A 22,229-nucleotide genomic window follows, 5' to 3' on the forward strand; every position below is an offset into this window, starting at 1 on the left:
CATGGGAGCAGAAAAGACGCCGCAGGTCCAGGAGATGAGGCAACAAGCCGAGGAGGTCGAGGAGAGGAGGCGGGGCGCCGTGTTGATCATACTAGGCCTGGCGGCCCTCCTGGGGGCCTTCTGGGGCGGCCTGACGTTTCTGCCCGCCGCGGCGGGTGGGGGCGCGGGCGTCGGCGGCGTTGGGCCCGAGGCTGTGGGGGTGGGCAACGTGGTGTTGGTTGGGTTCAACGGGACTCAGAGGTTTGTGCTTTGGGCTCCTCCTGGGTCCGTGGTGGTTTGGGATGTGGCTTTCTGCAACGTGGCAGATGGCGACGTGGTGGCCTCTGTGAAGCTTGTCGATCTGCCTCGGGAGTTTAGGCGTTTTAGGTTCTATGTGAACGGGAGTTGGTTTGGGTGGGATGGGGTTAATATGACTGGGTGGAGCGGCGTCTTCCGCCGGGGCTTGTGTCTGCCGGGGAGGCTGGAGGTTCTGGTGGATGGCCGGGCGGCGCCCGGCGGGGTTTACGCGGCTAGGGCTCAAGTCGAGGCGAGGCCGCTAGGCGACTAGTTGTACCGCCTTGCACATCTGCACCACCAGCTCGAAGATCTGTTTAAAGTCGCCCGCCCTCTTCAAGACCTGGGCCTCTCTGATGTCGTCGTAGATGGGGAGACCGGCGGACTTCTTTATCTTCCCCATGTCGCGGCACACCTCCAGCCTCCTCTTGAGAAGGTGCATGAGGGCGCCGTCTATCCAGTCCAGCGCCTCCCTCAGCGCCGGCAGACCCTCACCCCCGGGGGCGGCCCCCATGCCCAGGAGCGCGGCGTAGTAGGCGTCTAGGGATATCTGGCCAGGCGCCGTCGCCTCGCCCAGCGATACGTACATGATGGGGCTCCCCAGGGCCGCCGCCGCCAGCCTGGTGTAGGCCCCGGCCGGCCCCATGGCGAAGGCCACCGTCGGCTTCTCCACGGCGCCGATTAGGGAGAGAACGGCGAGGCCGTCCCGGGGCTCTCTGGCGTAGGTGACTATCTTCACCACGTCGCCCAAGGCCGCCGCCTCCCGGGCCCAGGAGAGGAGGGTTTCATACGGGGGGGTCCCGCCGAAGTCGTGTCTGCTGGCTATAAGCTTAGTCCTCCCCCTGGCGGCCGCCACCTGCCCAGCCGCCGGCGCGGCGGCCTCCACGTCTACGAAGTGGGGCGTCAGCTCCAGGAGCTTTAGGTAGAGGGCCGCCCTCTCCTCCTCGGTGCCCCGCCAGGCGCCCCCCTCCTCCCTCCTCCTAACTGTTAATATGACTGTCCTCCTCGCGACCGCCTCCTCCAACGCGGGCTTCGCCTCGGCGAGGGAGCTCTCCAGATAGTCGAGCCTTAGCTCGAGGCAGGGGGCGGGGGAGTCCAGAGCTCTATATACGTCCGCCGGCTTTCTAACCGGTACCGCGCCGCATATCAATACCCCATGTCTCGCGCTATAGACGGCCTTTAAAATATTTAGCCGTCCGCCAGCAGACGCCGCACTGGATGCACTGGGGCAAGCCGGAGAACTCCTCTGGGTCGAAGACCACCCTCCTGGCCAGCGGGCCGAGGGCGGCTCTGAGCTGTGTGCGGATGGCCCGGGGGTCGCCCCTGGGCGCGTGTTGGACGTGGTTTAGGAGAAGGAGGAGCACAGCCCCGGTGTTTTCCAGTATGTAGCGGATGGGGCCCAGGTCCTCTCCCGGCGTATATACATAGGTTATGAGGCCCCTCCTAAGCTCGCGCCACGTCTCAACGGCCTTCACGTAGTTGTGGGGGTCCGCGCTTATGTGTATGACCAGGTTCTCCGGCGTTTCAACGCGCCTTACTAGGTCCAGGGATTTGGTGTAGGTGTAGAAGATCTTGTCGGGCCGCCTCCCCGCCGCCTCTGCCCACTTCTCTAGGTAGGCCCTGCTGTAGAAGTCGCCGCTTACGTGTAGTCTAACGACGGGATGCGGGACCTCCGCCAGGTAGCTCAGCACAACGTCTACGAAGTCGTCTCTCTGCGAAAGCAGGTAGGAGGCGGCCTCCCGCACGTGGGCGCGCCAGTTGGACACCTCGTATATGGCGTAGCACCACCTGAGGCAGAAGGGCGTGTGGCCGGGGCACGTCGCCACCGGCGGCAGAGAGAAAAACGGCATCTCCCCCAGCTTCCTATTGCCTATGGTGAAGGGGCCGGCCCACCACTCCCCACGCCCACAAGCGCCGGCTCGTAGGGCGTTTTCTCTAAACAGCGGAGGTCGCCGCGGCACTTTGCCCAGGCCTCAGCCAGATCTGCCGCGAGCTCGCTTTCCACAAGCCGCTGGGCCCCCTCCACGCGCCACAGCCTCATATTTAATAAACGTGGCTATTGTTATGGATTTTTCGCTTGTTCTAAGGCGCATAGGCGAGGCGGCGCCGAGGCATAGGTTGGACATTGGGGATCCGGATCTGCCGCCGCCGCCCGAGCTGGTGGAGGCCCTTAGGGGAGGCGGGGACTTTAGATACGGGCCCTCGGAGGGCCTGCCGGAGTTTAGGGAGGCTGTCGCCGAGGTGTTCAAGGCGGACCCCGGAGAGGTCGTGGCGGTGGCCGGGGGTAGGCACGGCCTTGCCGCCTTGATGTGGATCTTTAGGAAGAGGCGCCTCTTGACCACATCCCCCTTCTACCCCGGCTACTTCGACATCGCTGGGGTCTTCGGGCTGGAGCTCGGCCTTGTGGAGGGGGGCGACGGGTGGATCCCCAACTTCGCCGAGCGGGGCGTCTACGTGGTGAACTACCCCAACAACCCCACGGGGGCCGTCCTGCCGAGGGGGAAGGTGAGGGAGCTTGTGGACGTCGCGGAGTTCGTGATCAGCGACGAGATCTATAGAGATATCGTGTTTACCGAGTTCGTGTCTCCGGCTGAGCTCTCCCCCTCCTCGGTGGCGGTGGTGTACAGCTTCTCCAAGGTCTTCTCCGTGCCTGGGCTGAGGGTTGGCGCCGTCATCGCGCCGAGGGATATCGCCAGGGAGGTGGCGAGGTTCAACAGAGCTACGGTGAACGTGGCCCCCACCCCGGCCCAGAGGGCTGTGGCGTCTGTAGTACACTTGTTGCCGCGGCGTAGCAGGGAGATCTCCCAGGCCTACCTGAGGAGGGTGGAGCTGGCGTCTGCCGAGCTGAGGCTGAGGTTCACGAGGCCGGGCGGCGCCTTCTACCTCTTCCCCTGGGTGGGCGACGACGTCAAATGTTTTGAGTCGGCTCTGGAGGCGGGGGTGTCCATCCTGCCCGGCTCCCTGTACGGCAGGGGGGGCTACGTGAGGATCGCGCTTGTGGAGCCTGAGGAGAGGCTTAGGGAGGCCTTCTCCGCCATAAACAAGGCGTGTGGAGGCGGATGATGGGTTGCGCCGTGGGTTGCGCCTACGGCGGGGGGACCGTGATAAACGCAATCGCCACGGGGCACGGGGCCGCCTTCCCCATCTCGCTGAGGGTGGCCGCCAGGGTCTGCGCCTCGGACAGGTTCGAGGTCTCCACATACGCCGATGTGGACATCTCGCCGGTGAGGCGGATCGTGGAGAGGATCGCGGAGAGGTTCGGCCTCGGGCCCCTCTCGGTGGAGATCTCAGGCGATCTCCCCACCGCGGGCGGGCTGAAGTCCAGTAGCGCGGCTGTAAACGCCGTTATCATCGCCGCGGCGAAGCTGGCCGGCGCCCGGCTTGACCTCTTTGACGTCGCGCGCCTCAACGCCGAGCTCAGCAGGTGGGCTGGGATAAGCGTCACCGGGGCCTTTGACGACGCCGTGGCCAGCGCCACCGGGCGTAGCTACCTCACGGACAACTACAAGATGCTCGTGATTAGGGATCTGGACGTGTCGGGGAGAGCCGTGGTGTTGATCCCGCCGTATGAGAAGAGGAGGCACAAGCTCGACGAGATGAGGGCGCTCGCTCCGGTTGTGAGAACCGCGGTGGCCTACGCCGGGTTGGGAATGTGGAGGGAGGCGATGTTGATAAACGCCGTGGCCTACGGCTACGCCCTGGGCTACCCCCCGGAGCCGACGCTGGAGGCTTTAAAGCTGGGCGCGGTGGGCGGCGTGTCGGGGACCGGCCCCTCCCACGTCTTTATCTCGGATGAGCCGGAGAGGCTGGCCGACGCCCTGGCGAAGTTCGGAAAAGTCTACGTCGTTGACATCCCCAACTCCCCCTGCCAGACCTAGCTCGTCTTTGACGCAACCTCTGCCGTCAGCTTCGCCGCTAGGGCCTCAAGCTGTTTTCTAACCTCTGTGATCTTCCTCCTCGCCTCCTCGCCCTGCGCCAGGTGTTCAAGCTCCTTGGAGAGGACGATCCCCACGTGCAGGTAGTGGTCTAGGCGAAGTATCGCGGCTAGGTCGACGTCTCGGTAGACCTTAGGGCTGATCTCGCGCTCCCAACACTCCCAGTGTACAGCCCCCTTGCTGTAGAAGGTGAAGAGCTGGCCCTCCACGATCTCGTCGCCGCAGATGGCGCACCTCCACCGCTTGCGCATGTGGGATTCGCGATAGCGATATTTAAACGTCGGCTTGCCGAAGCCGCTAAAGTTTATAAACGGCCTCTATGTCGCGCGCATGGGTTTGAAGATTAATAGGCCGCGCCGCGGCTCGATGGGGGTATATCCGAGGAAGCGCGCGGCGGATATTGTGCCTAGGGTGCGGACTTGGCCGGAGGTGAACCTCGGCAAGCCGGCTCTGCTGGGCTTTGCCGCGTATAAAGCCGGCATGTTGCACGCGGTGGTGGTGGAGGATAGGCCGACGAGCCCCTTGTACGGCAAGGAGGTGGTTAGGCCGGTTACTGTGTTAGACGCGCCGCCTCTCTTCATATGGGGCTTTAGGCTCTACACCCTGGACCCCACCAACGGCTACAGGAGATCCATCGCCGAGGTGTGGGCGCCCGAGCTCCCGGCGTACATCAGACGGGTTTTGACGCTCCCCGAGAAGGCGGATGTGGATAAGCAGATGAAGAAGGTGGAGGAGTTTAAAGACGTGGCGGTGGACGTGAGGGCGTTGGTGGCCACGCAGCCCCACCTCTCTGGCATCGGCAAGAAGACGCCGGAGCTTCTGGAGATACCCATCGGCGGAGTCCCCAGCGTGGACGAGAGGATAAAGTTCGCCGTTTCTCTCCTGGGCAAAACCGTGTCGCCTAAGGAGGTCTTCACGGCGGGGCAGCTCGTCGACGTAATCGCAGTCACAAAGGGCAAGGGCTACCAGGGCGTCATCAAGAGGTTCGGCGTCACCATACTCCCCCGCTGGCATAAACACAGGAAGGGCCACAGGAGGACGGGAACCATTGGGCCGCAGGCCCCCGCCCTCATGTTTACGCAGCCGAGGCCCGGCCAGATGGGCTTCCACCAGCGTACCGAGTACAACAAGAGGGTTGTAAAAATCGGGGACAACGGCGCTGAGATCACGCCCAAGTCCGGCTTCCTCCACTACGGAGTGATCAGGGGGCCCTACATACTTATACAAGGCACAGTGCCGGGCGCTAAGAAGAGGCTGGTGGTGCTGAGACACCCGGCCAGGCCGCCGAAGAAGGCGCCGCCAGCGGCGGAGCCTCAGGTGGTGTGGCTAAGCTCTCAAAGTATATAAATAGGGCCGTGTGGGCGCCGTGATGATGGATCTGCTGAAGTTTAAACAGCTGGATCTAAGCCCCTACATACAGCCGGGCGAGAAACCGCCTGAGAAGCTGAAGGTGTATGGACCAGACGGGGCGTACATCGCCGATATAGATCCGCCGCTCCACTTCATGGAGCCGGTGAGGCCTGACCTAATCCGGAGGGCCTACCTAAGCGCTCTCTCCGCGAGGTTTCAGCCCAAGGGCGTTTACGAAGGCGCCGGGAGAGAACACAGCTGTGAGTCCTTCGGCGTAGGCCTCGGCATCGCCAGAATCCCGAGGTACAAGGGCTCGCTGTGGCCGCGGGGTTGCTTCGCGCCCAATACGCGTGGCGGGAGGAGGGCCCACCCGCCGAAGGTGGAGAAGAAGCTACACGAGGAGATAAACAGGAAGGAAAAGAACCTCGCGATTAGATCGGCGATTGCGGCCACGGCATATAGGTCCTGGGTGGCGGCTAGGGGGCACGTGGTGGATAAAATCCCCGCACTTCCGCTCGTCGTTGTGGGCGACGCGGAGAAGGTGGGGCGCGCCAAGGAGGCTAGGAAGTTGCTGGAGGCGCTGGGGTTGTGGCCCGACGTGGAGAGAGCCGCCGCGGGCGTCAAGATAAGGTCCGGCAAGGGGAAGAGGAGGGGTAGGCGGTATAAGGAGCCCAAGAGCGTGCTCGTGGTGGTGTCCAGCGCCGACGTCCCCCTGGCGGCGGCGGTTAGAAACTTCCCGGGGGTAGACGTCGTGCCTGTCGACGGGTTGAACATGCTGGTCCTGGCGCCGGGCGGCGCGCCTGGCAGGCTAACCCTCTGGACTGTGCCAGCTGTAGAGAAGTTGCGTGGGCTGTACCTATGATCAAGCGGTTTGTGGTTACGGAGAAGGCGCTTCGTCTCGCCGAGAGGGAGAACAAGCTGACTGTAGTGGTGGATAGGTCGGCCACCAAGAAGCAGATCGCCGACGAGATCCAGAGGCTCTACAACGTCAAGGTGGAGAAGGTGAACACGGTGATCACGGCAGCTGGCGAAAAGAAGGCGTATGTCAAGCTGGAGCGGGAATACAACGCGATCGACCTCCTGAGCAAGCTGGGCGTCCTCTAGTCAGTTCGTGGGTTCGTCTTCACTTCTCCGAACTAAAGACCTGCATCACCCCCGCCCTCCCCGTTTCGGAGGTTTATAAACCTAGCTTTCTGAGCAACCTCAGCCAGGTGGCTATGGACTCTCCCCCCGCCACGAACTTGTTCTTTATGAGCCAGTACTGGGTGGCTAACCCCCTCTGGACGAGGTAGGCGGCGAACATGTTGACGAGCACCTTACCCTGGCCCCTCCTTATTAAGCCCTTCGCGTACTCCTCCGGGTAGTCCCTAGCCACCGGGTTGCCCCTCTCGGCGGCCTCCCTCACCCTAAGGGCTATGAGCCTCGTCCCCACCTCCCTAACCCACCGCTCGAACTTGTCCACCTCGCCGCGGTACGCCTTGGCGATGTCGGAGTTCTCGAACTGGGCCCAGTACCGCCTGAGCTCCCTCATTAGGGGCTCCATGTGTGTTACAACGCGTAGCTTTATAAGAGTTAGGCCATGTAGTGGCCCACGGCGATTTTCCTCCTAACCTCCGTGGAGCAGACGGGGCAGTAGAGCGCCGGGCCCCGCCTCTTGAGGACGGAGCCGCATTTTGGACACCGGGAAAGCACCGAGCCGTAGGTGGGGCCCCGTATAGACACCACCAGGGGGGGCCCGTAGGTTGAGACGACCCTCGCCCTTATGTAGTCCCCGACGCCTAGATCGCCGTCGGAGAAGAAATACGGGAGGACCCCCGTGTAGAGGTACTTCAGGTCGCGGATCTCTCTGTCCCTCTCCACGGCGAAACAGCGGAGCTGATAGGCCCGCCTCCCCTTGCCGGTCACTTGGCAGTACACCACAGAGCCCTGTTGAGGCATGGGCGGGTCCCTCAGAGGTTTCACAGTTGCCACGTGGCTCCTCTCGTCGTATGCGGCCATGCCTAGGACGTAGGCGTGGAGCTTGTAGTCAACGCTGTAGGCCCCCCACTTCGCCTCGTACTCCTCCGCATACGCCACCTCCTCCCCAGGCGTCACAAGCCTCCTCTTCACGTGGCCGCGTAGGCAGAGGTTTAAAAACGTGTCTAGGAGCTACGCGGTCGCGGCGGGGCAACAGTTTTTAGCTGGACTCTCCCCCCGGCCGTGTATCTCACGCTCTCGTTTAAGTTCCACAGCAGGGAGGAGGTGGAGAGGTTCCTCTCGTTTCTAGAGCGCCATCTGAAGACGACCTACCTAGTGGACACGCGGCTCACCCACGTGTATGTCCAGTTAGAGGGCGAGGGGAGGGAGCTTGAGGAGGCCGCCTCGTTGGTGAAGAGCCTGGCGGCTTTGGCCAGGGGCGGCCGAGGGAGGGCCAAGGTCCCGCTTCTCGTCGTGTTCAAAGACGCGGAGCTGGCCAGGCCTGTGCCTCCCGACGCGCTGGCCGACGCGCTGACTCTCGCGGGGGCCCCCTCCGAGGTCAGAGGCGGCTTTTTAGACACGGCGGCTAGCTACGAGGAGGTGCTCAAGACGGCCGAGGCCCTCTCGAGGCTCTACCAAGAGGCCGAGGGGTACCCGCTGACGCCCCAAGCCAAGAAGATCGCAGTGGTCTACGCCTACGTGAGCGGGAAGCCGCTGGGGCAGGCGCTAGAGGATCTGCAATCTGCCGGCCTTCTAAACAGAGGTGCGGTGTTGAGCTTGAGGGGGCCGCCCGACGAGGCGAGAAGGCGCCTCCGGGAGCTGCTGAGGAGGGCCTAGGGCGAAGGTTTAAAAGCTGGGTCGAAGGTGGCCACATGCTCCAGATGGAGGTGGTAACCCTCACCGACAAGTACCTAGAGCTTAAGGTGAAGGGCGAGACCTACACCCTCTTCTCGCCCCTCGTCGAGTATCTATCCAGCGATCCAGACGTGGAATACATCCAGTTCGACGTAGACCACCCCCTGCAGGAAAACGCCCACTTCAAGCTCAAGGTGAGGAGGGGGACCCCGCTTGAGGCGGTGGAGAGGGCTGTAAAAGCGGTGCTGGCAGATATCGAGGAGCTGGAGAGGGGGTTCTTTTCGTGATTCTCGTACTGGCGGAGTCGGCCATCGAGCTTGTGCCGAGGGAGATCTGGAGCCACCCCGCCGTGGCCTCCGACGCCAGGCGGAGGGGGAAGAGACCCGGCGAGATTCTCCTAGATAGAGCCCGCCACCACCCCGCCATGGCAGGCCTTGAGGACGGCGCAAGGCGGGGGCGCCCCGACATCGTACACCAGGTTCTGCTCGTGTTTCAATACAGCTTGTTAAACAGGAGGGGTCTGGGGAGGGTGTATATACACACCAGGGGCGACTACATAATACAAGTGAAGCCCCAGACCCGGATCCCCAAGAACTACAACAACTTCGTCTCTCTGATGGAGCAGCTCTACGCCTTAGGCAGAGCGCCGCCACACGGCGACTCCCTCATGGAGCTACATAGGGGCAGCCTCGCCGGTCTCCTGGAACAGCTGGGGGGCCGCTGGGTTGTGCTACACGAGAGGGGGGCCAGGAGGCGGTTCGCGGAGCTGGGCGCCGCCTTGTTGAACTCCGTGGTGGTCGTGGGCGGCTTTCCACATGGGGATTTCTCAAACCGCTGGGTTTTGGAAAAAGCCGAGGCGGTATATAGCGTTGGGGACGAGCCGCTTGACGCGGCCCAGGCCGTGTGTAGAGCCGTCGCCGCGGCGGAGGCATCGGCCGGGCTGATATGAGGTTCCAGGTCTACCTCAAACGGCGGGGGAAGTGGCGTAGCTACCTCAACGCGGTGGAGCGCGTAGGCGCCCCCTACGTCCTGGAGGTAGGCCACCTAGACACCTCAAGGTCGCCCCTCGCGGCGGCGCTGGAGCTAGAGGAGGCGGCGCCGGAGGCCCTCGTACTGCCGTGGATAGGCGTCGCGGAGCTGGAGTGGTACATACTCCTCGCAGACGCCCTCGGCGTTAGAAGGCTCGTGCTCCCCCCGCCCCCGACTCTGCAGGAGATCGAGGCCTACTACAGAGCCGCCGTAGAGTACGGCATAGAGGTAAACTGGATCTACGGCGTGCCCCCCATGGCCAGGATAAAAGACGTCGAGGCGGTTGCCCGGGCGCTGAGGCCAACAGCGGCGAGGATAGTGTACGACCCTGTCAAGGCGAGGGGGACCAAGGAGATATACACAACCGTGGTGGCCCTAAGCGGCTACATCAGGGAGATATATCTCTCAAACAGAAGGGGGGAGAGGGGGCCCCGGCTCCCGCCCTTCGACCCAATAGGCAGAATAAACTACGTAGAGCTACTCCAGGCTCTACAGCTGATACAGTGGGAGGGGAGAGCCACGATTAGGCAGTCGCCTCAGTTCGTAAACGAGCTGGAGCTCCAGCTCAGGCTGGGCTCCGAGGTGTTGGAGACGGCGAAAAACGCCGGCGTTTCTAAGAAAGTACAGAGGCGGATCTCGGCAGTAATAGACGAGCTTGTATCACAGTAAAAAATATAAACAACAATGATTTTTACTTTCATGGGAGGCAAAGCACTAATAATTGCGGTATTGGCGCTGGTCATATTTACACAAGCAACTAGGGTGGTTATAGGGTATGAGGACCCCTCGTCGTTGACAGATCTACAGGCGTTGAACAAAACAGGGGATATAAAGATGCTCAAACACATAAAAGAGATCAGGGCGGTCGTGGTAAACGTACCTGATCACAAGGTGGGGGTGCTTAAAGATAAGCTAAAGGGCGTAAGGTACGTTGAGGAGGACAAGATAGCTTGGGCAACAGGCTTTGCTGACTACGCAGATGTGCAGTGGAATATCAAGATGGTCAATGCCCCCCTTGTGTGGGATACGTACTTTGTGACAATACGTGACGCCGCGTTTGGCTACGGCGTAACTGTCGCCGTGTTAGACACCGGCATAGACTACGCGCACCCCGAGCTATACGGGAAGGTCGTTTATTGTATAAACACGGTGGGGATCAGTTTGTACAAAGGCACAAAGCTAAAGAACTGTGCAGATAGAAACGGCCACGGGACACATGTAGCTGGCATAATCGCCGCCTCGCTGGATAACGTAGGAGTGGCTGGCGTTGCGCCGAAGGTAAGGCTGATAGCTATGACCCCCTCCCCGCCCTAGAGGGCGGGGGCCGCACTGTGGGGGTCTCGGCCGTTGCCCCTCTTCGGGGTTAATCCGTTCGACGTGGGGTAGTACGCCTCTATCTTTTTCGGCGCCGGCGTTTTAAAGCCCAGGTTTGCGGCGATGTTTCTCGCGGCGTTTATATCGGCGTTCAGAGCGACGTTGAACCTCTTGCAGACGTAGAGGCCGCGGTGGACTCTGCCGTTTTCATGTATTTCGCCGCAGATGGAGCACGTCTTAGACGTGCTGTGTTCGTCGGCGGCGTACAGCTTTATCCCGTACTCCGCCAATACTTCTGTTAATCTCTGTACAAGTTTTTTGTAGCCCCAGACGTTAACCACATACTCGTTCTGCTGATCGTGGGCTATATCCTCGGGGTAGCCGACATAGACCTCAGAGACTCCCGATTCCCAGAGCACCTCGGCGAGCCCCCTCACGGCGGTGTTGCGGTAGTGCCTCAGCCTCTCCCTCATCCTCCAGAGAGCCCTCAGATATCTCCTATGCCAGCTCTGCCATGGGAGCCCTAGGTTCCTCCTCACGTCTCTCACGCCCTGGTAAAGGGCCTTCTGCCTCTTCCACCAGAAGTACTCCGCCTTCAGCGGAGTCCCCTTGATGAGGATAGCCCTATCGCTACCTTCAATCACCGCGGCGAAGAGGTTGTTTATGCCGATGTCGATAAAAGCTTTCTTATCGCCCTTGGGTTGCTTTATCTGTATTCTGTCGTACGTCCCCCTCACATATCCCTTGGGGTTTCCGGCTGGGGGCTGTGCGCCGACCTCTACGGTGAGGTAGGCGAACCATCTGCCGCGCTCGTATACGATCTCCAGTCTGCCCTGCTTCCCGCTCCACTTTATCCTCCCGGCGTATCTTACGCGCATGCCGAAGTCCTTGAGGACGATGTAGCCCTCTCCGCCGTTTACCGGCTCTACATAGTACCGGTCGCTCCTCACGACGAGGCGCTTAACCCTCCTCCCAAGGAGTCTGTCCTTCCAGTAGCCGGGAGGAGAGACCTTCTTCACATGCGGCGGTAGCTCGCCGGCGTTCAGCTTGGCCAGGAGGGCGAAGAAGCCCAGCCACGCCTCGTTGTTTTTGTTGAGGATCTGCTGGAGGGCGGCCGGCGCAAGAATACGCCTATACCTGTTGTATATCTCGTTATACGTGCCCCTTAGGTCTACGCCCTGCTTTGCGAAGAACTGCCGCCTCCTTAGGTAGTTCACCTCGTTCCAGGCCTTGGCCGCTGTATTCGCCAGGCGGTGTAGTTTCCTCTCCTGCGGAGTCGTGGGGAGAAGGCGCAGGCGGACCGTCCGCGTGGGGGGCATTTGGGCGGGGTGTCCCCCCGCCGGGGCCATCTTGCGCTTGAGTTCGCCCCCCGCGCGGCGTCCGCCCCTCCCTCTCCTTTCCTCGGCCCTCTTCACCAGCTCAGCCATGAAAAATATGGCTTAAATTCACCCCGCCCTGAAGAGCGGGGCTTTCGGTTGTAACTGGCGTCGTGGCGTTGATACAGGCGGTTAGGGCGGCGTACGGCCTTAGGCCTCTGACGCCGGGCGAGGTGTACCAAGTGTTGACCTCCACCGCCAGGGACATAGGCCCGCCCGGCTTCGACGTCTACAGCGGCTACGGGCTTGTCGACGCGTATGCGGCTGTCGCCGCCGCGTTGAAGATCCAGTAACCATAAATCTTTTTATATAGACTCGGGGCGTCCTCCATGCCAACGTGGACTGAGTATATATTCCAGAGGAAGTTGGGGCGTGCGCCGTCTCCTGGCGACGTGGTGGAGGTTGTGCCAGACCTCGTGGGGTTCCACGATCTGACGGGGTACCACGTGTTGGAGGTGCTGGAGAGCATGGGCAAGGTGGAGGTTTTTGACAAGGGGAGGGTGGTGGTGGCGTTTGACCACCTGTCTCCTCCGCCGACGCAGAGAGCCGCCGAGATTATGGTCTACATAAGGAAGCACGTCAAAGCGCTGGGTCTTCCCAACTTCTACGACGTGGGAGGCGGCATCCTTCACCAGATAATCCTGGAGAAGTACGCGATGCCTGAGTACGTGATATTCGCCGCGGATTCGCACACAAACACGGCGGGGGCGGTGGGGGCCTTCGCCCACGGCATGGGGGCCACCGACATAGCGGCCGCCTTGAAGCTCGGCAGAACTTGGGTGGTGGTGCCGGCGCCGTTTAGGGTAGACGTGAGGGGGGAGTTTCCGCCGGGGGTCATGGGGAAGGACGTGGCCCTCCACCTCCTTAAGCAGTTCGGGGCGGAGGGCTTCAACGGCTACTCGGTGGAGGTCTTCGTCGAAAGGCCCAAGGCCTTCCCGATGGACGACAGAGCCACCGTTGCCAACATGTCTACCGAGATGGGGGCGGACGCCCTGATGTTTATCCCAGACGAAGTGACGGCCGACTATCTACAGCGCGAGAGAGGGGTCTCCTACAAGCCGCCGAGTTTAGAGCCGGGCAGATACGTGGATAGGTACGAGGTGGAGCTCCAGAGGTTGGAGCCGCTGGTCGCGGCGCCCTACAGCGTCGACAACGTAAAAGCGGCGAGGGAGGTCGAGGGGGTCGAGGTAGACCAGGTATTCATAGGGTCGTGCACCAACGGGAGGCTGAGCGACTTTGAGGTAGCCGCCAGAGTTCTAAAGAGGGGCAGGGCGAAGGCCAGGTGTATCGCGATACCCGCGAGCTACGCCGTGTTTAGACGCGCCATGGAGCTCGGCTACATAGACGTGTTGACGAAGGCCGGTTGCGTTGTAACCTACGGCACATGTGGGCCGTGTCTAGGGGGCCACTTCGGCGTGGCGGGGCCGGGCGAGGTGGTTGTGACCACGAGCAACCGCAACTTCAAGGGCAGGGTGGGGCACCCGGACTCCAAGGTCTACCTGGCCAACCCTGCCACGGCCGCCGCCGCCGCTCTCGAGGGCAAGATAGTGGACCCCCGCCCCTACCTAGCCCCTTAGGAGGTAGGCGAAAACGGCCTTGGCGGTGTGCATCCTATTTTCGGCTTGATCCCACACGGCCGACTGAGGGCCGTCGATTACGTCGTCTGTCACCTCCTCCCCCCGGTGGGCTGGGAGGCAGTGGAGGAAGACCGCCCTCGGGCCCGCCAGCTCCATCACCGTTCTGTTTACCTGATACGGTTTGAGGAGCCGTCTCCTCTCCTCCGCCTCTTTTTCAAAGCCCATGGAGACCCAGACGTCTGTATAGACGCCGTCTACCCCCGCCACCTCTTCGATGGACTCGGCGAAGTAGATGCGGCCGCCGGTCGTAGACAGATCTTGGGAGAGCTCGTCTATTATCTTGGTGTTCCACAGCGGCCGCGGCCCGATCAGCCTAACCTCCCAGCCGAGCTTGGCGCCGATTACCGCCAGGCTGGTCGCCACGTTGTTTGAGACATCTCCCACGAAGGCGATTTTCAGACCCCGGAGTCTACCCGCCCTCTCCCAGAGGGTTAGGGCGTCCGCCAGCGCTTGAAGCGGGTGGTGTTTGTCGGAAAGGGCGTTTATCACAGGTATGGAGCTGTACCTCGCCATCTCCTCAAGGGTCTCATGCCTGTACACCCTCGCCGCCACCGCGGCGGCGTACCTAGAGACGACTCTCATGGTGTCCGCGACCGTCTCCCCCCGCCCCAGCTGTAGCTCGTTCGGCGTGACGTAGACCGCCTGCATCCCCAGCTGAGCCGCCGCGGCGGCAAGCGAAAGCCTGGTCCTGGTGCTTGGCTTCTCGAAGTAGAGAAGCACTATCCTGCCGGCGAAGGTTTGGACGTAGCCGCCGCCCCCGTAGTTCTGCGTCTTGAAGTCCCGGGAAAGCAGGAGCATCTGCTCCACCTCGTGCGGTCTATACTCAAGCAACGTGAGCAGATGTCTCATACGGCAGGTTTTACACCACGTTATAAAGTTTCGCCGGGTGGGAGACGTCCCTAAAAGGAGGGCACCGGCGAGTGCGTCGCGACTACGGCCTTATTGTGACAGAGGCGCGTTGGTGGGCAACTCCTTGAGCACTAGGCTCGTGAGGGTGGAGTGGACTCCCTTCACCTCTCTTATGCTTTCGATTACTTGGTTTAGCTCCTCCGTGTTTTCGGCCACCACCTTCACGATTATGTCGTAGTCTCCCGTGACCTCCGCCACAGACACGACGTTTTTTATCGCTGCGACTCTACGGGCTACGGAGGTTGTGTAGACGTTGTTGGCTACCTTAAGCCACACGTAGGCCTCGATGTGCCTATTTACCCTCGCCCTATATGCCGTGTTGGTGATCTTCTCCAGTATCTCCAGAAGGTCGTCGTCTCTGAGCCTCCTCGCGTTTATACGCTTTACCTCCTCCACAAGCTTATCCACCACCTCGGGCGGCACCGAGATGCCCATGCGCTCGAGTCTGTACTGTATGGCCCTCCTCCCGCTGTATTTATCCAGAGAGAAGTCCCGGGTTCTGCCGACCACCTCCGGCGGTATGGGCTCATACGTCTCCGGGTTGGCGATTACGCCGGCTTGGTGGACACCTGCCTTGTGCGTGAAGACGTTTTCGCCGACTATGGGGAAAGTCGGCATGATGGTTATGCCGCTGGCCGCCTCCACCATGGCGGTTATCTCGGGGAGCTTCTCAAGTTTGATCAACTTCACGCCCTTGTGGTAGTAGTAGGCGGCTGCGAAGGCCTGTAGCGGGGTGATCCCAGCCCTCTCCCCAAGGCCGTTTACGGTGGTGTGAACCACGTCGGCCCCTCCTTCTACAGCCGCCAAGCTGTTGGCCACGGCCATCCCGAAGTCGTTGTGGGCGTGGATGTCCAGCTTCACCCCCGGCACAGCCGCCTTTATCTTCGCGAAGACCTCCCTGGCGCGATCCGGCGTGAAGACGCCGACGGTATCCGCTATGCTCACCCGGTCGGCGCCTGCTTGGTAGGCGGTCTTGACAACCTCGACTAGGTAGTCGAGGTCGGCCCGCGAGGCGTCTTCGGCTGTGAACCTCACGGACACACCGTGGGATTTCACCAGCGACACCATCTCCGCGATTATCTGGAGGGCCTCCTCCCTGGACTTCTTGTGCTTGTACTTGAGATGTATATCACTAACGCCGTAGAACACGGCGACGCGGTCCGGCTCAAGAGAGGCGGCCGTCTCCAGGTCCTGCTTTACGGCTCTGCTGTGTACCACGATGTCGCTCTTAATCTCGCCCTGCTTCTTAAGGCCGACGATCTTCTTAATCGCGGACTTTATATCGGGGGCGACGTTGGGATCCCCAACCTCCACCATGCCGACGCCGATGTCGGACAGAGCCTTCGCGATTCTAACACGCCACTCCTCGGAGAACACGACGCCGGGCGTCTGCTCGCCTTCTCTAAGGGTTGAGTCGAGGATTATCGGGTGGCCTCTTTCCCCGAACGCATGCCTCCCGCAACAGACCCGTATATAAGCTTTTAGGCGACGTGGAGACAAAGCTTATTTCTCCACATCTCCACACAGCCGTGCGCCTCTTCTGGTGCGAAGAGCTGAATCTTCCGGTGCTGGACCCCAGGGCGGCCGCGGATAGATGCGGGAGCTTCACGCCTGTATACATCACGGAGCCGGCGGACCCAAGGCCGGCTTTCCCGCAGGATATCGAATCGATAAGGCGGGCTGTCGCGTATGAGCTGGGGGACGAGGGGCTTGGGGCTGCGCTGATACCGAGTGACGAGGTTGTGTTGTTGAACAAGATCCCCGGCTACGCAGATCAGGCAGACGAGGTCGTGGTGAGGGGGAGGGTGGTGGGGCATAGGTTCTACGACGTCTTAGAGCGCCGGTGGAGGTTCAGGCCGCTGTACGAGGCGGTCTCCACGATCTTGAAGGAGAGGCGGGGCTACTGGGCCGTAGTGGATATGTCCGAGCTACCGGAGGGCTACGACATACATCCGGAGAGGGTGGTGGAGGGCAACCTCCCCACGGAGAAGTATAGACACGTGGCTATTTCCACAAGAGACGGCAGAGTGCACGGGGTCGCCAAGCTGTTTCGGGGCCGCCGGCTACATGTGGTGAAGTCGTGGAGGGCCCGCCCCCCGTTGCCGCCCGGCAGACCGTCCAGCTTAAGAGAGGCCGCTGAGCTAAACAGGGTACATATAGAAAGGCTGGCGGAGGAGGCCGTCCGCTTCGTCCGAGAGGTGGCTGAGAGGTACGGGAAGCCCGTGGTGGTGTCTTACTCAGGCGGCAAAGACAGCCTAGTGGCTCTTGACGTAGTGGCGAAAAGCGGCGTGAAGTTCAGCGTGTTTTTCAACGACACGGGGCTGGAGCCGCCGGAGACCTATGAAAACATAAAGAAGATCGAGGAGCGCTACGGCGTAGAGGTGGTCGTGGGGTCCGCCGGCGATAGGTTCTGGAAGGCTATAAAGCTCTTCGGGCCGCCGGCCAGGGACTACAGGTGGTGTTGTAAGGTCATAAAGCTGGGCCCCACCACGGAGGCCCTCAAGAGCCGGTTTCCCCAGGGCTACGTCAGCATCGTGGGCCAGAGAGGCGCCGAGTCGTTCCAGAGAGCTAAAACGCCTAGGGTATCGCGGAGCAAGTGGGTGGCCGGCTCCATAGTGGCGGCGCCTCTGCAGAGCTGGACAGCGCTTGAGGTGTGGCTCTACATCGTCCTCAACGGCCTCCCCTACAACCGCGCCTACGAGCGCGGCTTCGACAGACTCGGTTGCGTCGTGTGTCCAGCCAACGAGCTGGCGGAGCTGGACATGGTGGCCTCCAGCTACCCTGAGATATACAGCAGGATGGAGGTGGAGCTCAAGAGCCGCTTCTCCGACGAGGAGGTGAAGATGGGCTTGTGGAGGTGGCGCGGCAAGATACCCGGGGACATGGCCAGATGGGTCAAGAGGGAGAGGGGGGCCGAGCTACCAGTTAGGGTGAAAAAGACCGAAGGCGGCGTGGCGGTGGAGATGGACGCCGAGCCCGACCCACACACCCTGCCGGAGCTTCTGAAGATGCTGGACAAGGCCGCCGGCAGGAAGAGCCCAGTGAAGGTGGAGGGGGGAGGAGGCCTCTGGAGGATCTCGGCACAGGACCCCCGGCTTGCGCTGGACGCCGCCGCCCTCGTGGTGCGGGCCGCCATATGCGGCGACTGCGACCTATGCGTCCACTGGTGCCCCACGGGGGCGCTGAGGAGGACAGGCCCGGGGAGGAGGTTCGAGGTAGACGAGAAGAGGTGCGTCGGGTGCCTCCTCTGTAGCTCCGCGTGCCCCGCCGCCCAGTACCTAGTTTACAGGGCATGAAGCCCCGCCTCTACATATACGCGCCGTCCCACATAAGGCCCGTGGATGTGCCCGAGTTCGCCGCCGTCTGGGAAACGGCCGAGGTGGAGATAGAGGAGTTCCTAGACAGGTCAAGGGGCCAGTGTAGAGCAGACGAGGCCGTTAAGAAGCTGGCGCAGAGGGGCCAGAAACCCGCGGTGTACGTCCTAGACTGCGACGGCTACTACCCCGGCTTCAACTACGTGTTTGGGCTAGCGGCTCCTGAGCTGAAGACGGCCGTGGTCTTCACGGCGAGGTTGCGCCCAGCCCTCTTCGAGAGCAGGCTGGCTAAGGAAATAACCCACGAGGCCGGCCACCTCTACGGTCTCGGCCACTGCGTCAACCCCCGTTGCGTCATGTACTTCAACAGCATATACGACACCGACGCGAAGGGGGTGCACTTCTGCGAGACCTGCAGGAGAAAACTCCGGGGCTAGGGAGGCGCTATCTGCCGGCCACCTCTACGCCCAGCCGCTGAGCTATCTTGCCGTCTAGAGACCTCAGCAGATCTCTGTTGCCGACTAGGGTGTGGAAGTAGTTCGTAACTCCGTTTGCCCCCATGAGGAGCCTCAGCTCCTTTGTCAACGCCGTGATCACGTTTTCGAACTTCACCATCCTAGACCTCAGGTCGAGGTTTCGCACCCTCTGGTGGACGTGCTCAAATATGCCGAGGGGGCACACCAGGTCGGCCCCTAGAGCGGCCAGCTTGTATATATCCCCGCCGTTGTACAGCCTCCCCACCGCAACTATGTAGGTCCTGTCTCTCGTCCCCCGCCTCCTCAGCTGGAGATCCAGCCGAGCCACGGCCTCCTCCAGCAACCCGCCGCCTTTTGTCTCATCTATCACCACGACGCCGCCGTCCACCTCCGCGGCCTCTTGAGGCGCCACCACCGTAGCGCCCTCGTTTATACATCTGAAGCCGCGGCAGTCCCCGCCGTATATAGGCGCGCCGAGGGCCGCGGCTGCGTAGACAGCGGCCTCGTCTATAGCTGGGACAACCACAGGCGTGTAGTACCTCTCGCCGCCTATCCACACGTCCACCTCCAGCTCCTCCCTGTAGGGATCCACCGACGGGTGGGTCACCTGCGCCGCCTCTATGCGGAGGAGGTCCAGAGGCCTCCTGGCGGGGCTTGTGTACCCCGGCACCACGCCCCCCATCCCTATTATCGGCGGCCTCCCCTCCTCGTAGTACTCCCTCTGCACCACCGCCCTCGCCGTCCCGTCCAGCCAAGCCACGTCCCCCGGCTGGGCTAGGTCAAGGCCGAGGGTCTCGGCCACCTTCTCGTCTACGTTGTAGACCTCCAGGAGGTCCCTCCTACCCACCAGCTCCCTGAGGCTCGACATGCCGAGGGCGTAGAGGATGGCCTTGAGGCCTTTCCCAACCGCGGTGAGGTAGTTGGCGAGGAGCCGGCTCCCCCACTCGACGTCTAGGACTTTCCCAGAGCCTATCATGTTTGTCAAAGCCGTGGGGCAGCCGCCGGTGTGGCACGCGTGGCACAGTATACACCCCATGGCCATCAACGCCGCCGTTCCCATGTTGGCCATGTCTGCCCCCATGGCCACTATCTTCGCGACGTCCATCGGGCTGTACAACATGCCGCCGGCTATCATGATCAGCCCCCCGCGAGTCCCATCTCTCCTAAGCCACATGTCTACCACGGGCACGGCGTAGTCTATCGGTATGCCCAAGTGATCCCTCGCCACGATGGGCGTCGCCCCGGTCCCCGCCCCCGCCCCGTCTATGATTATGCCCTCCGCGGTGGATCTCCCAACCCCCACCGCCACGAAGTGTATCTTGTTGACGGCGGCCACCTTCACGAGGACGGGCTTCCCCGTGAGATCCCTAAGGGCTTTAACCCTCTGGGCCAGATCCTCGATGGAGTATATGTCGTGGTGCGGCGCTGGGGAAAGCGCCTCGCTCCCAACCGGTATCTTCCTAAGCTGGGCGATGATGTCGACCACCTTCCTCCCGGGCAGATGGCCGCCGATGCCGGGCTTGGCGCCCTGGCCGATCTTGATGTTCACCGCAAGCCCCGCCCTCAGCAGGGCCATGTCCATGCCAAAGCGGGCGGAGGCCCACTGCACCACGATATTGCGGTACTTCGCGATCTCCGGGTGGAGGCCTCCCTCCCCTATGCCGGCCACGGCCCCCACCTCGGTAACCGCCTTCGCGATAGCTATGTTGGGGTTCCCGCTCAACGCGCCGAAGGACATATCGCCGACGTAGATAGGTATCTCGAGGCGGGTTCCGAAGAAGTCGATGCCCGTATCTACGTCGAGTTTATCCGCCTTCGTCAAAGCCTCCTTGAGGTCCGACGGCCTTAGGTCCTTGAAGACGGCTCTGTCGAGGATTCTTCCAACCTTAGCCGGCGTGACCCCCTCCAAGGCCGGCTGCCCCGTCTCGGCCATCCGCCTAATCAGCCTAATTTTCTCCTCTTCCCAGAACTCGGGGACTAGGTGCTTCGCCGGCTCTATATATGTCCGCACCACTATATGTTGCACTCCGGCACTCTATTTTCCGAATATAAATTTACTCCCCCCGCGCGCGGCGGGCTACTCCTTCTGGAGCTCGGCCACTTTCACAACTGTGAAGACCTCCCTCTCGATCTTAACGTCCTCGTTAAACAGGGCGTTGAAACGCTGGACGTAGGGCCTCAAGGCGTTTACCTCCTCCTCTGTGAGCTCCCGAACCTCGACGCTGTGGTACATCGAGAATATCCTCCGGAAATGCGGATCCTCAGACGCCCTTTTCACATCTATGTCGACGCCGGCGGCCTTCAAAGCCTTGATGTAGCGCTCAAGCCTCTCGTGGTCTACTCCACCCCCGATCTTGTCCCTCTCAACCTCGCCTCTTATGTATATGGCGCCGCCGACCATCCCCGCCCCGATCCGACGCCCCACCTCCTCCTGCCAGGTGTGGCGGAGGACGAGTATCACGCCGCCGCCCATGTATTCGCCGAGGTAATCCCCGGCGGACCCCCCGATGACCAACACGCCGCCTCTATGCTGGATCCCCGCTCTGTTGTTGGCGTTGCCGTATATGTAGATCTCGCCGCCCCGCTTCGCCTGCCCCACCGCGTCGCCTACGCTTCCATATACGGCGATCAACCCGCCGTTCATGGCGTCGCCTAGATCCTCCTGAGCGTCGCCGTATATGTAGAACTCCCCGCCGCTCATGACGTTTGCGGAGGCGTTGCCTACCACCCCCCACACCCGAAGAACTCCCCCCTCCATGCCGTTGCCCAGATACCTATGCCCCACCACGTTGACCACGTCCACCCTGCCGCGGGTCTGGAGCAGTCTCCTCACCTCCGGTGCTAGGTCGAGGACGCCGTATGCAGAGGCGTCTAAGACATCCGGCGGAGGCAGCGGGATCTCCGGATACACGGCCCTCTTCTTGAACCCCCCCCAGACCTCTCCCCCAGATGCTATTATGTACTCCCCGCCTCTCAACGCCCAGATCTCCACGCCGTTGCCGGCCACCGCCCTTATGGCGGCGGCCTCGCTGGCTACGTAGAGCCTATCGCCCGAGAGCCCCGCGTAGAGGGGGCGGAAGTGCTGGGTGTCCACGAAGGCGCCGAAGACGGGCTTAGGGCCTCCGATTATGAAGGCCACGGCGTAGGGACCGTCGAGCCTAGCGCCTCTGACCTCTCTCCCATACATCAGCTCCTCGACGGCCTTCTCCGGTCCGTACCTCTTCGTCAGCTCCCAGAGAAGATACGCTATGGCCTCGCTGTCGTTGCCGGTGAAGCCCCCGTAGCCGAAGCCGAACTTGAGCAGGTTTATGTTTGAGCCATAGGAGCTGAGATCTCCGTTGTGTACAATGGCCACGTCGCCGACTGAGAAGGGGTGGCTGTAGTAGGGGAAGCCCCCGGGGCTGTTCGTGGGGTACCTAGTGTGGCCTATCCAAATGGGCGAGCTCTTCCCGCCGACTCCGTAAAGCTCGTCGAGGGCCTCTGGCCAGCCGATCACCTTGTACACATCCAGCCACCTGCTCCTCATGTACACCACGCCGTCTGCGGCTACGTCTCCGTATTTCACAACGTCGTAGAGGCCGCTGGGTAGTTTATAGACCTCTGAGGCGTCGCTTGGGGGAGTGGAGGTGAAAAACTTCGTGCGGACCTGGGGTGAGGGGCTGAGGAGGGCGACCCCAGAGCCGTGTTTAGTGCCTCGCTCCCTCATGGCCGTAAGCGCCTTAATCGCCACTTTCCCCGGTATATATTCGCCGGCGAAGCTATATACCCCAAAAATGCCGCACATGTGACTCTCTATAGATCGTAT

The 22,229-nt window shown here is 61.8% G+C and carries 26 protein-coding genes; 15 read left to right on the forward strand and 11 right to left on the reverse strand.

Annotation, left to right across the window (positions count from 1 at the left end; all coding sequences use genetic code 11):
- Position 1: 1 nt before the first annotated feature.
- Complete coding sequence (locus tag TNEU_RS04045; RefSeq protein ID WP_012350166.1) at positions 2-547, forward strand: hypothetical protein; 546 nt, start codon at positions 2-4, stop codon at positions 545-547.
- On the opposite strand, the gene TNEU_RS04050 is transcribed toward TNEU_RS04045, so the two are convergent.
- Genes TNEU_RS04050 through TNEU_RS10405 form a run of 3 tightly spaced genes read right to left on the reverse strand, consistent with a single transcriptional unit; the run spans position 536 to position 2,314 of the window.
- Complete coding sequence (locus TNEU_RS04050) at positions 536-1,423, reverse strand: chorismate mutase (protein ID WP_012350167.1); 888 nt, start codon at positions 1,421-1,423, stop codon at positions 536-538. The two genes, TNEU_RS04045 and TNEU_RS04050, sit on opposite strands and share 12 nt — an antisense overlap.
- 16 nt (positions 1,424-1,439) lie before the next feature.
- The gene (locus tag TNEU_RS04055; protein ID WP_245521982.1) at positions 1,440-2,123 is read right to left on the reverse strand and encodes a GP88 family protein; all 684 of its coding nucleotides are present in this window, start codon (positions 2,121-2,123) and stop codon (positions 1,440-1,442) included.
- A 20-nt stretch (positions 2,124-2,143) separates the two neighbouring features.
- Positions 2,144-2,314: a hypothetical protein gene (locus TNEU_RS10405; protein WP_245521983.1), complete on the reverse strand. Its 171-nt coding sequence runs from the start codon at positions 2,312-2,314 to the stop codon at positions 2,144-2,146.
- A 23-nt stretch (positions 2,315-2,337) separates the two neighbouring features.
- Between TNEU_RS10405 and TNEU_RS04060 the strand changes: the two genes are divergently transcribed.
- Both TNEU_RS04060 and TNEU_RS04065 read left to right on the forward strand, forming a co-directional pair.
- Complete coding sequence (locus tag TNEU_RS04060; RefSeq protein ID WP_012350168.1) at positions 2,338-3,336, forward strand: pyridoxal phosphate-dependent aminotransferase; 999 nt, start codon at positions 2,338-2,340, stop codon at positions 3,334-3,336.
- Positions 3,336-4,151 (forward strand): shikimate kinase, encoded by an 816-nt coding sequence (locus tag TNEU_RS04065; protein WP_012350169.1) that lies wholly within the window; start codon positions 3,336-3,338, stop codon positions 4,149-4,151. Before TNEU_RS04060 ends, TNEU_RS04065 begins: the two co-directional genes overlap by 1 nt.
- Here the strand turns inward: TNEU_RS04065 and TNEU_RS04070 are convergent.
- A complete protein-coding gene (locus tag TNEU_RS04070) occupies positions 4,148-4,459 on the reverse strand; it encodes a DUF2175 domain-containing protein (protein ID WP_012350170.1) in 312 nt (103 codons plus the stop codon). The two genes, TNEU_RS04065 and TNEU_RS04070, sit on opposite strands and share 4 nt — an antisense overlap.
- A 79-nt stretch (positions 4,460-4,538) precedes the next feature.
- On the opposite strand from TNEU_RS04070, the gene TNEU_RS04075 reads away from it, so the two are divergent.
- From TNEU_RS04075 to TNEU_RS04085, 3 genes are read left to right on the forward strand one after another with little or no spacing between them, the layout of a single operon-like run.
- A complete protein-coding gene (locus TNEU_RS04075; protein ID WP_012350171.1) occupies positions 4,539-5,555 on the forward strand; it encodes a 50S ribosomal protein L3 in 1,017 nt (338 codons plus the stop codon).
- A 22-nt stretch (positions 5,556-5,577) separates the two neighbouring features.
- Positions 5,578-6,420: a 50S ribosomal protein L4 gene (gene rpl4p, locus TNEU_RS04080; RefSeq protein ID WP_148682332.1), complete on the forward strand. Its 843-nt coding sequence runs from the start codon at positions 5,578-5,580 to the stop codon at positions 6,418-6,420.
- Complete coding sequence (locus TNEU_RS04085; RefSeq protein WP_012350173.1) at positions 6,417-6,662, forward strand: 50S ribosomal protein L23; 246 nt, start codon at positions 6,417-6,419, stop codon at positions 6,660-6,662. The genes rpl4p and TNEU_RS04085 overlap by 4 nt, the downstream gene beginning before the upstream one ends.
- A 73-nt stretch (positions 6,663-6,735) precedes the next feature.
- Here the strand turns inward: TNEU_RS04085 and TNEU_RS04090 are convergent, their stop codons facing one another.
- Positions 6,736-7,101 carry a hypothetical protein gene (locus TNEU_RS04090; RefSeq protein ID WP_148682333.1) on the reverse strand — a complete coding sequence of 122 codons (366 nt, stop codon included), beginning with the start codon at positions 7,099-7,101 and terminating at the stop codon, positions 6,736-6,738.
- A gap of 29 nt (positions 7,102-7,130) precedes the next feature.
- Positions 7,131-7,667 (reverse strand): exosome complex RNA-binding protein Csl4, encoded by a 537-nt coding sequence (locus tag TNEU_RS04095; protein ID WP_012350175.1) that lies wholly within the window; start codon positions 7,665-7,667, stop codon positions 7,131-7,133.
- A 90-nt stretch (positions 7,668-7,757) separates the two neighbouring features.
- On the opposite strand from TNEU_RS04095, the gene TNEU_RS04100 reads away from it, so the two are divergent.
- The 5 genes from TNEU_RS04100 to TNEU_RS04120 are packed head-to-tail and all read left to right on the forward strand — an operon-like array spanning position 7,758 to position 10,712.
- Positions 7,758-8,351, forward strand: a complete 594-nt coding sequence (locus tag TNEU_RS04100; protein WP_012350176.1) for a DUF2067 family protein — start codon at positions 7,758-7,760, stop codon at positions 8,349-8,351.
- Positions 8,352-8,386: 35 nt separating this feature from the next.
- Positions 8,387-8,656: a DNA-directed RNA polymerase subunit L gene (locus TNEU_RS04105; RefSeq protein ID WP_012350177.1), complete on the forward strand. Its 270-nt coding sequence runs from the start codon at positions 8,387-8,389 to the stop codon at positions 8,654-8,656.
- Positions 8,653-9,318: a ribosome biogenesis protein gene (locus TNEU_RS04110; protein WP_012350178.1), complete on the forward strand. Its 666-nt coding sequence runs from the start codon at positions 8,653-8,655 to the stop codon at positions 9,316-9,318. Before TNEU_RS04105 ends, TNEU_RS04110 begins: the two co-directional genes overlap by 4 nt.
- On the forward strand, positions 9,315-10,067 hold the full coding sequence (locus tag TNEU_RS04115) for an apurinic/apyrimidinic endonuclease family protein (protein ID WP_012350179.1): 753 nt from the start codon (positions 9,315-9,317) through the stop codon (positions 10,065-10,067). Before TNEU_RS04110 ends, TNEU_RS04115 begins: the two co-directional genes overlap by 4 nt.
- A 30-nt stretch (positions 10,068-10,097) precedes the next feature.
- A complete protein-coding gene (locus tag TNEU_RS04120; RefSeq protein WP_245521984.1) occupies positions 10,098-10,712 on the forward strand; it encodes a S8 family serine peptidase in 615 nt (204 codons plus the stop codon).
- Here TNEU_RS04120 and TNEU_RS04125 read toward each other — a convergent pair.
- Complete coding sequence (locus TNEU_RS04125) at positions 10,709-12,139, reverse strand: RNA-guided endonuclease InsQ/TnpB family protein (RefSeq protein WP_245521985.1); 1,431 nt, start codon at positions 12,137-12,139, stop codon at positions 10,709-10,711. The genes TNEU_RS04120 and TNEU_RS04125 overlap by 4 nt on opposite strands.
- A gap of 62 nt (positions 12,140-12,201) precedes the next feature.
- Between TNEU_RS04125 and TNEU_RS04130 the strand changes: the two genes are divergently transcribed.
- The gene (locus TNEU_RS04130) at positions 12,202-12,381 is read left to right on the forward strand and encodes a hypothetical protein (RefSeq protein ID WP_245522003.1); all 180 of its coding nucleotides are present in this window, start codon (positions 12,202-12,204) and stop codon (positions 12,379-12,381) included.
- Positions 12,382-12,417: 36 nt separating this feature from the next.
- Positions 12,418-13,665 carry a 3-isopropylmalate dehydratase large subunit gene (locus TNEU_RS04135; protein ID WP_012350181.1) on the forward strand — a complete coding sequence of 416 codons (1,248 nt, stop codon included), beginning with the start codon at positions 12,418-12,420 and terminating at the stop codon, positions 13,663-13,665.
- On the opposite strand, the gene argF is transcribed toward TNEU_RS04135, so the two are convergent.
- Positions 13,654-14,574 (reverse strand): ornithine carbamoyltransferase, encoded by a 921-nt coding sequence (gene argF / locus TNEU_RS04140; protein WP_012350182.1) that lies wholly within the window; start codon positions 14,572-14,574, stop codon positions 13,654-13,656. The genes TNEU_RS04135 and argF overlap by 12 nt on opposite strands.
- 90 nt (positions 14,575-14,664) lie before the next feature.
- Positions 14,665-16,059, reverse strand: a complete 1,395-nt coding sequence (gene lysS / locus TNEU_RS04145; protein ID WP_148682486.1) for a homocitrate synthase — start codon at positions 16,057-16,059, stop codon at positions 14,665-14,667.
- A 104-nt stretch (positions 16,060-16,163) separates the two neighbouring features.
- Between lysS and TNEU_RS04150 the strand changes: the two genes are divergently transcribed.
- Positions 16,164-17,930 carry a phosphoadenosine phosphosulfate reductase domain-containing protein gene (locus tag TNEU_RS04150; protein WP_012350184.1) on the forward strand — a complete coding sequence of 589 codons (1,767 nt, stop codon included), beginning with the start codon at positions 16,164-16,166 and terminating at the stop codon, positions 17,928-17,930.
- Entirely contained in the window at positions 17,927-18,385 is a 459-nt protein-coding gene (locus tag TNEU_RS04155; protein WP_012350185.1) for an archaemetzincin family Zn-dependent metalloprotease, read from the forward strand. The genes TNEU_RS04150 and TNEU_RS04155 overlap by 4 nt, the downstream gene beginning before the upstream one ends.
- Before the next feature lie 7 nt (positions 18,386-18,392).
- Here TNEU_RS04155 and TNEU_RS04160 read toward each other — a convergent pair whose 3' ends face one another.
- Entirely contained in the window at positions 18,393-20,450 is a 2,058-nt protein-coding gene (locus TNEU_RS04160; protein ID WP_148682335.1) for a glutamate synthase-related protein, read from the reverse strand.
- Positions 20,451-20,501: 51 nt separating this feature from the next.
- Entirely contained in the window at positions 20,502-22,208 is a 1,707-nt protein-coding gene (locus TNEU_RS04165) for a GltB/FmdC/FwdC-like GXGXG domain-containing protein (RefSeq protein WP_012350187.1), read from the reverse strand.
- Positions 22,209-22,229 lie beyond the last annotated feature (21 nt).

It is taken from the genome of Pyrobaculum neutrophilum V24Sta, assembly GCF_000019805.1.
Classification (GTDB): domain Archaea; phylum Thermoproteota; class Thermoprotei; order Thermoproteales; family Thermoproteaceae; genus Pyrobaculum; species Pyrobaculum neutrophilum.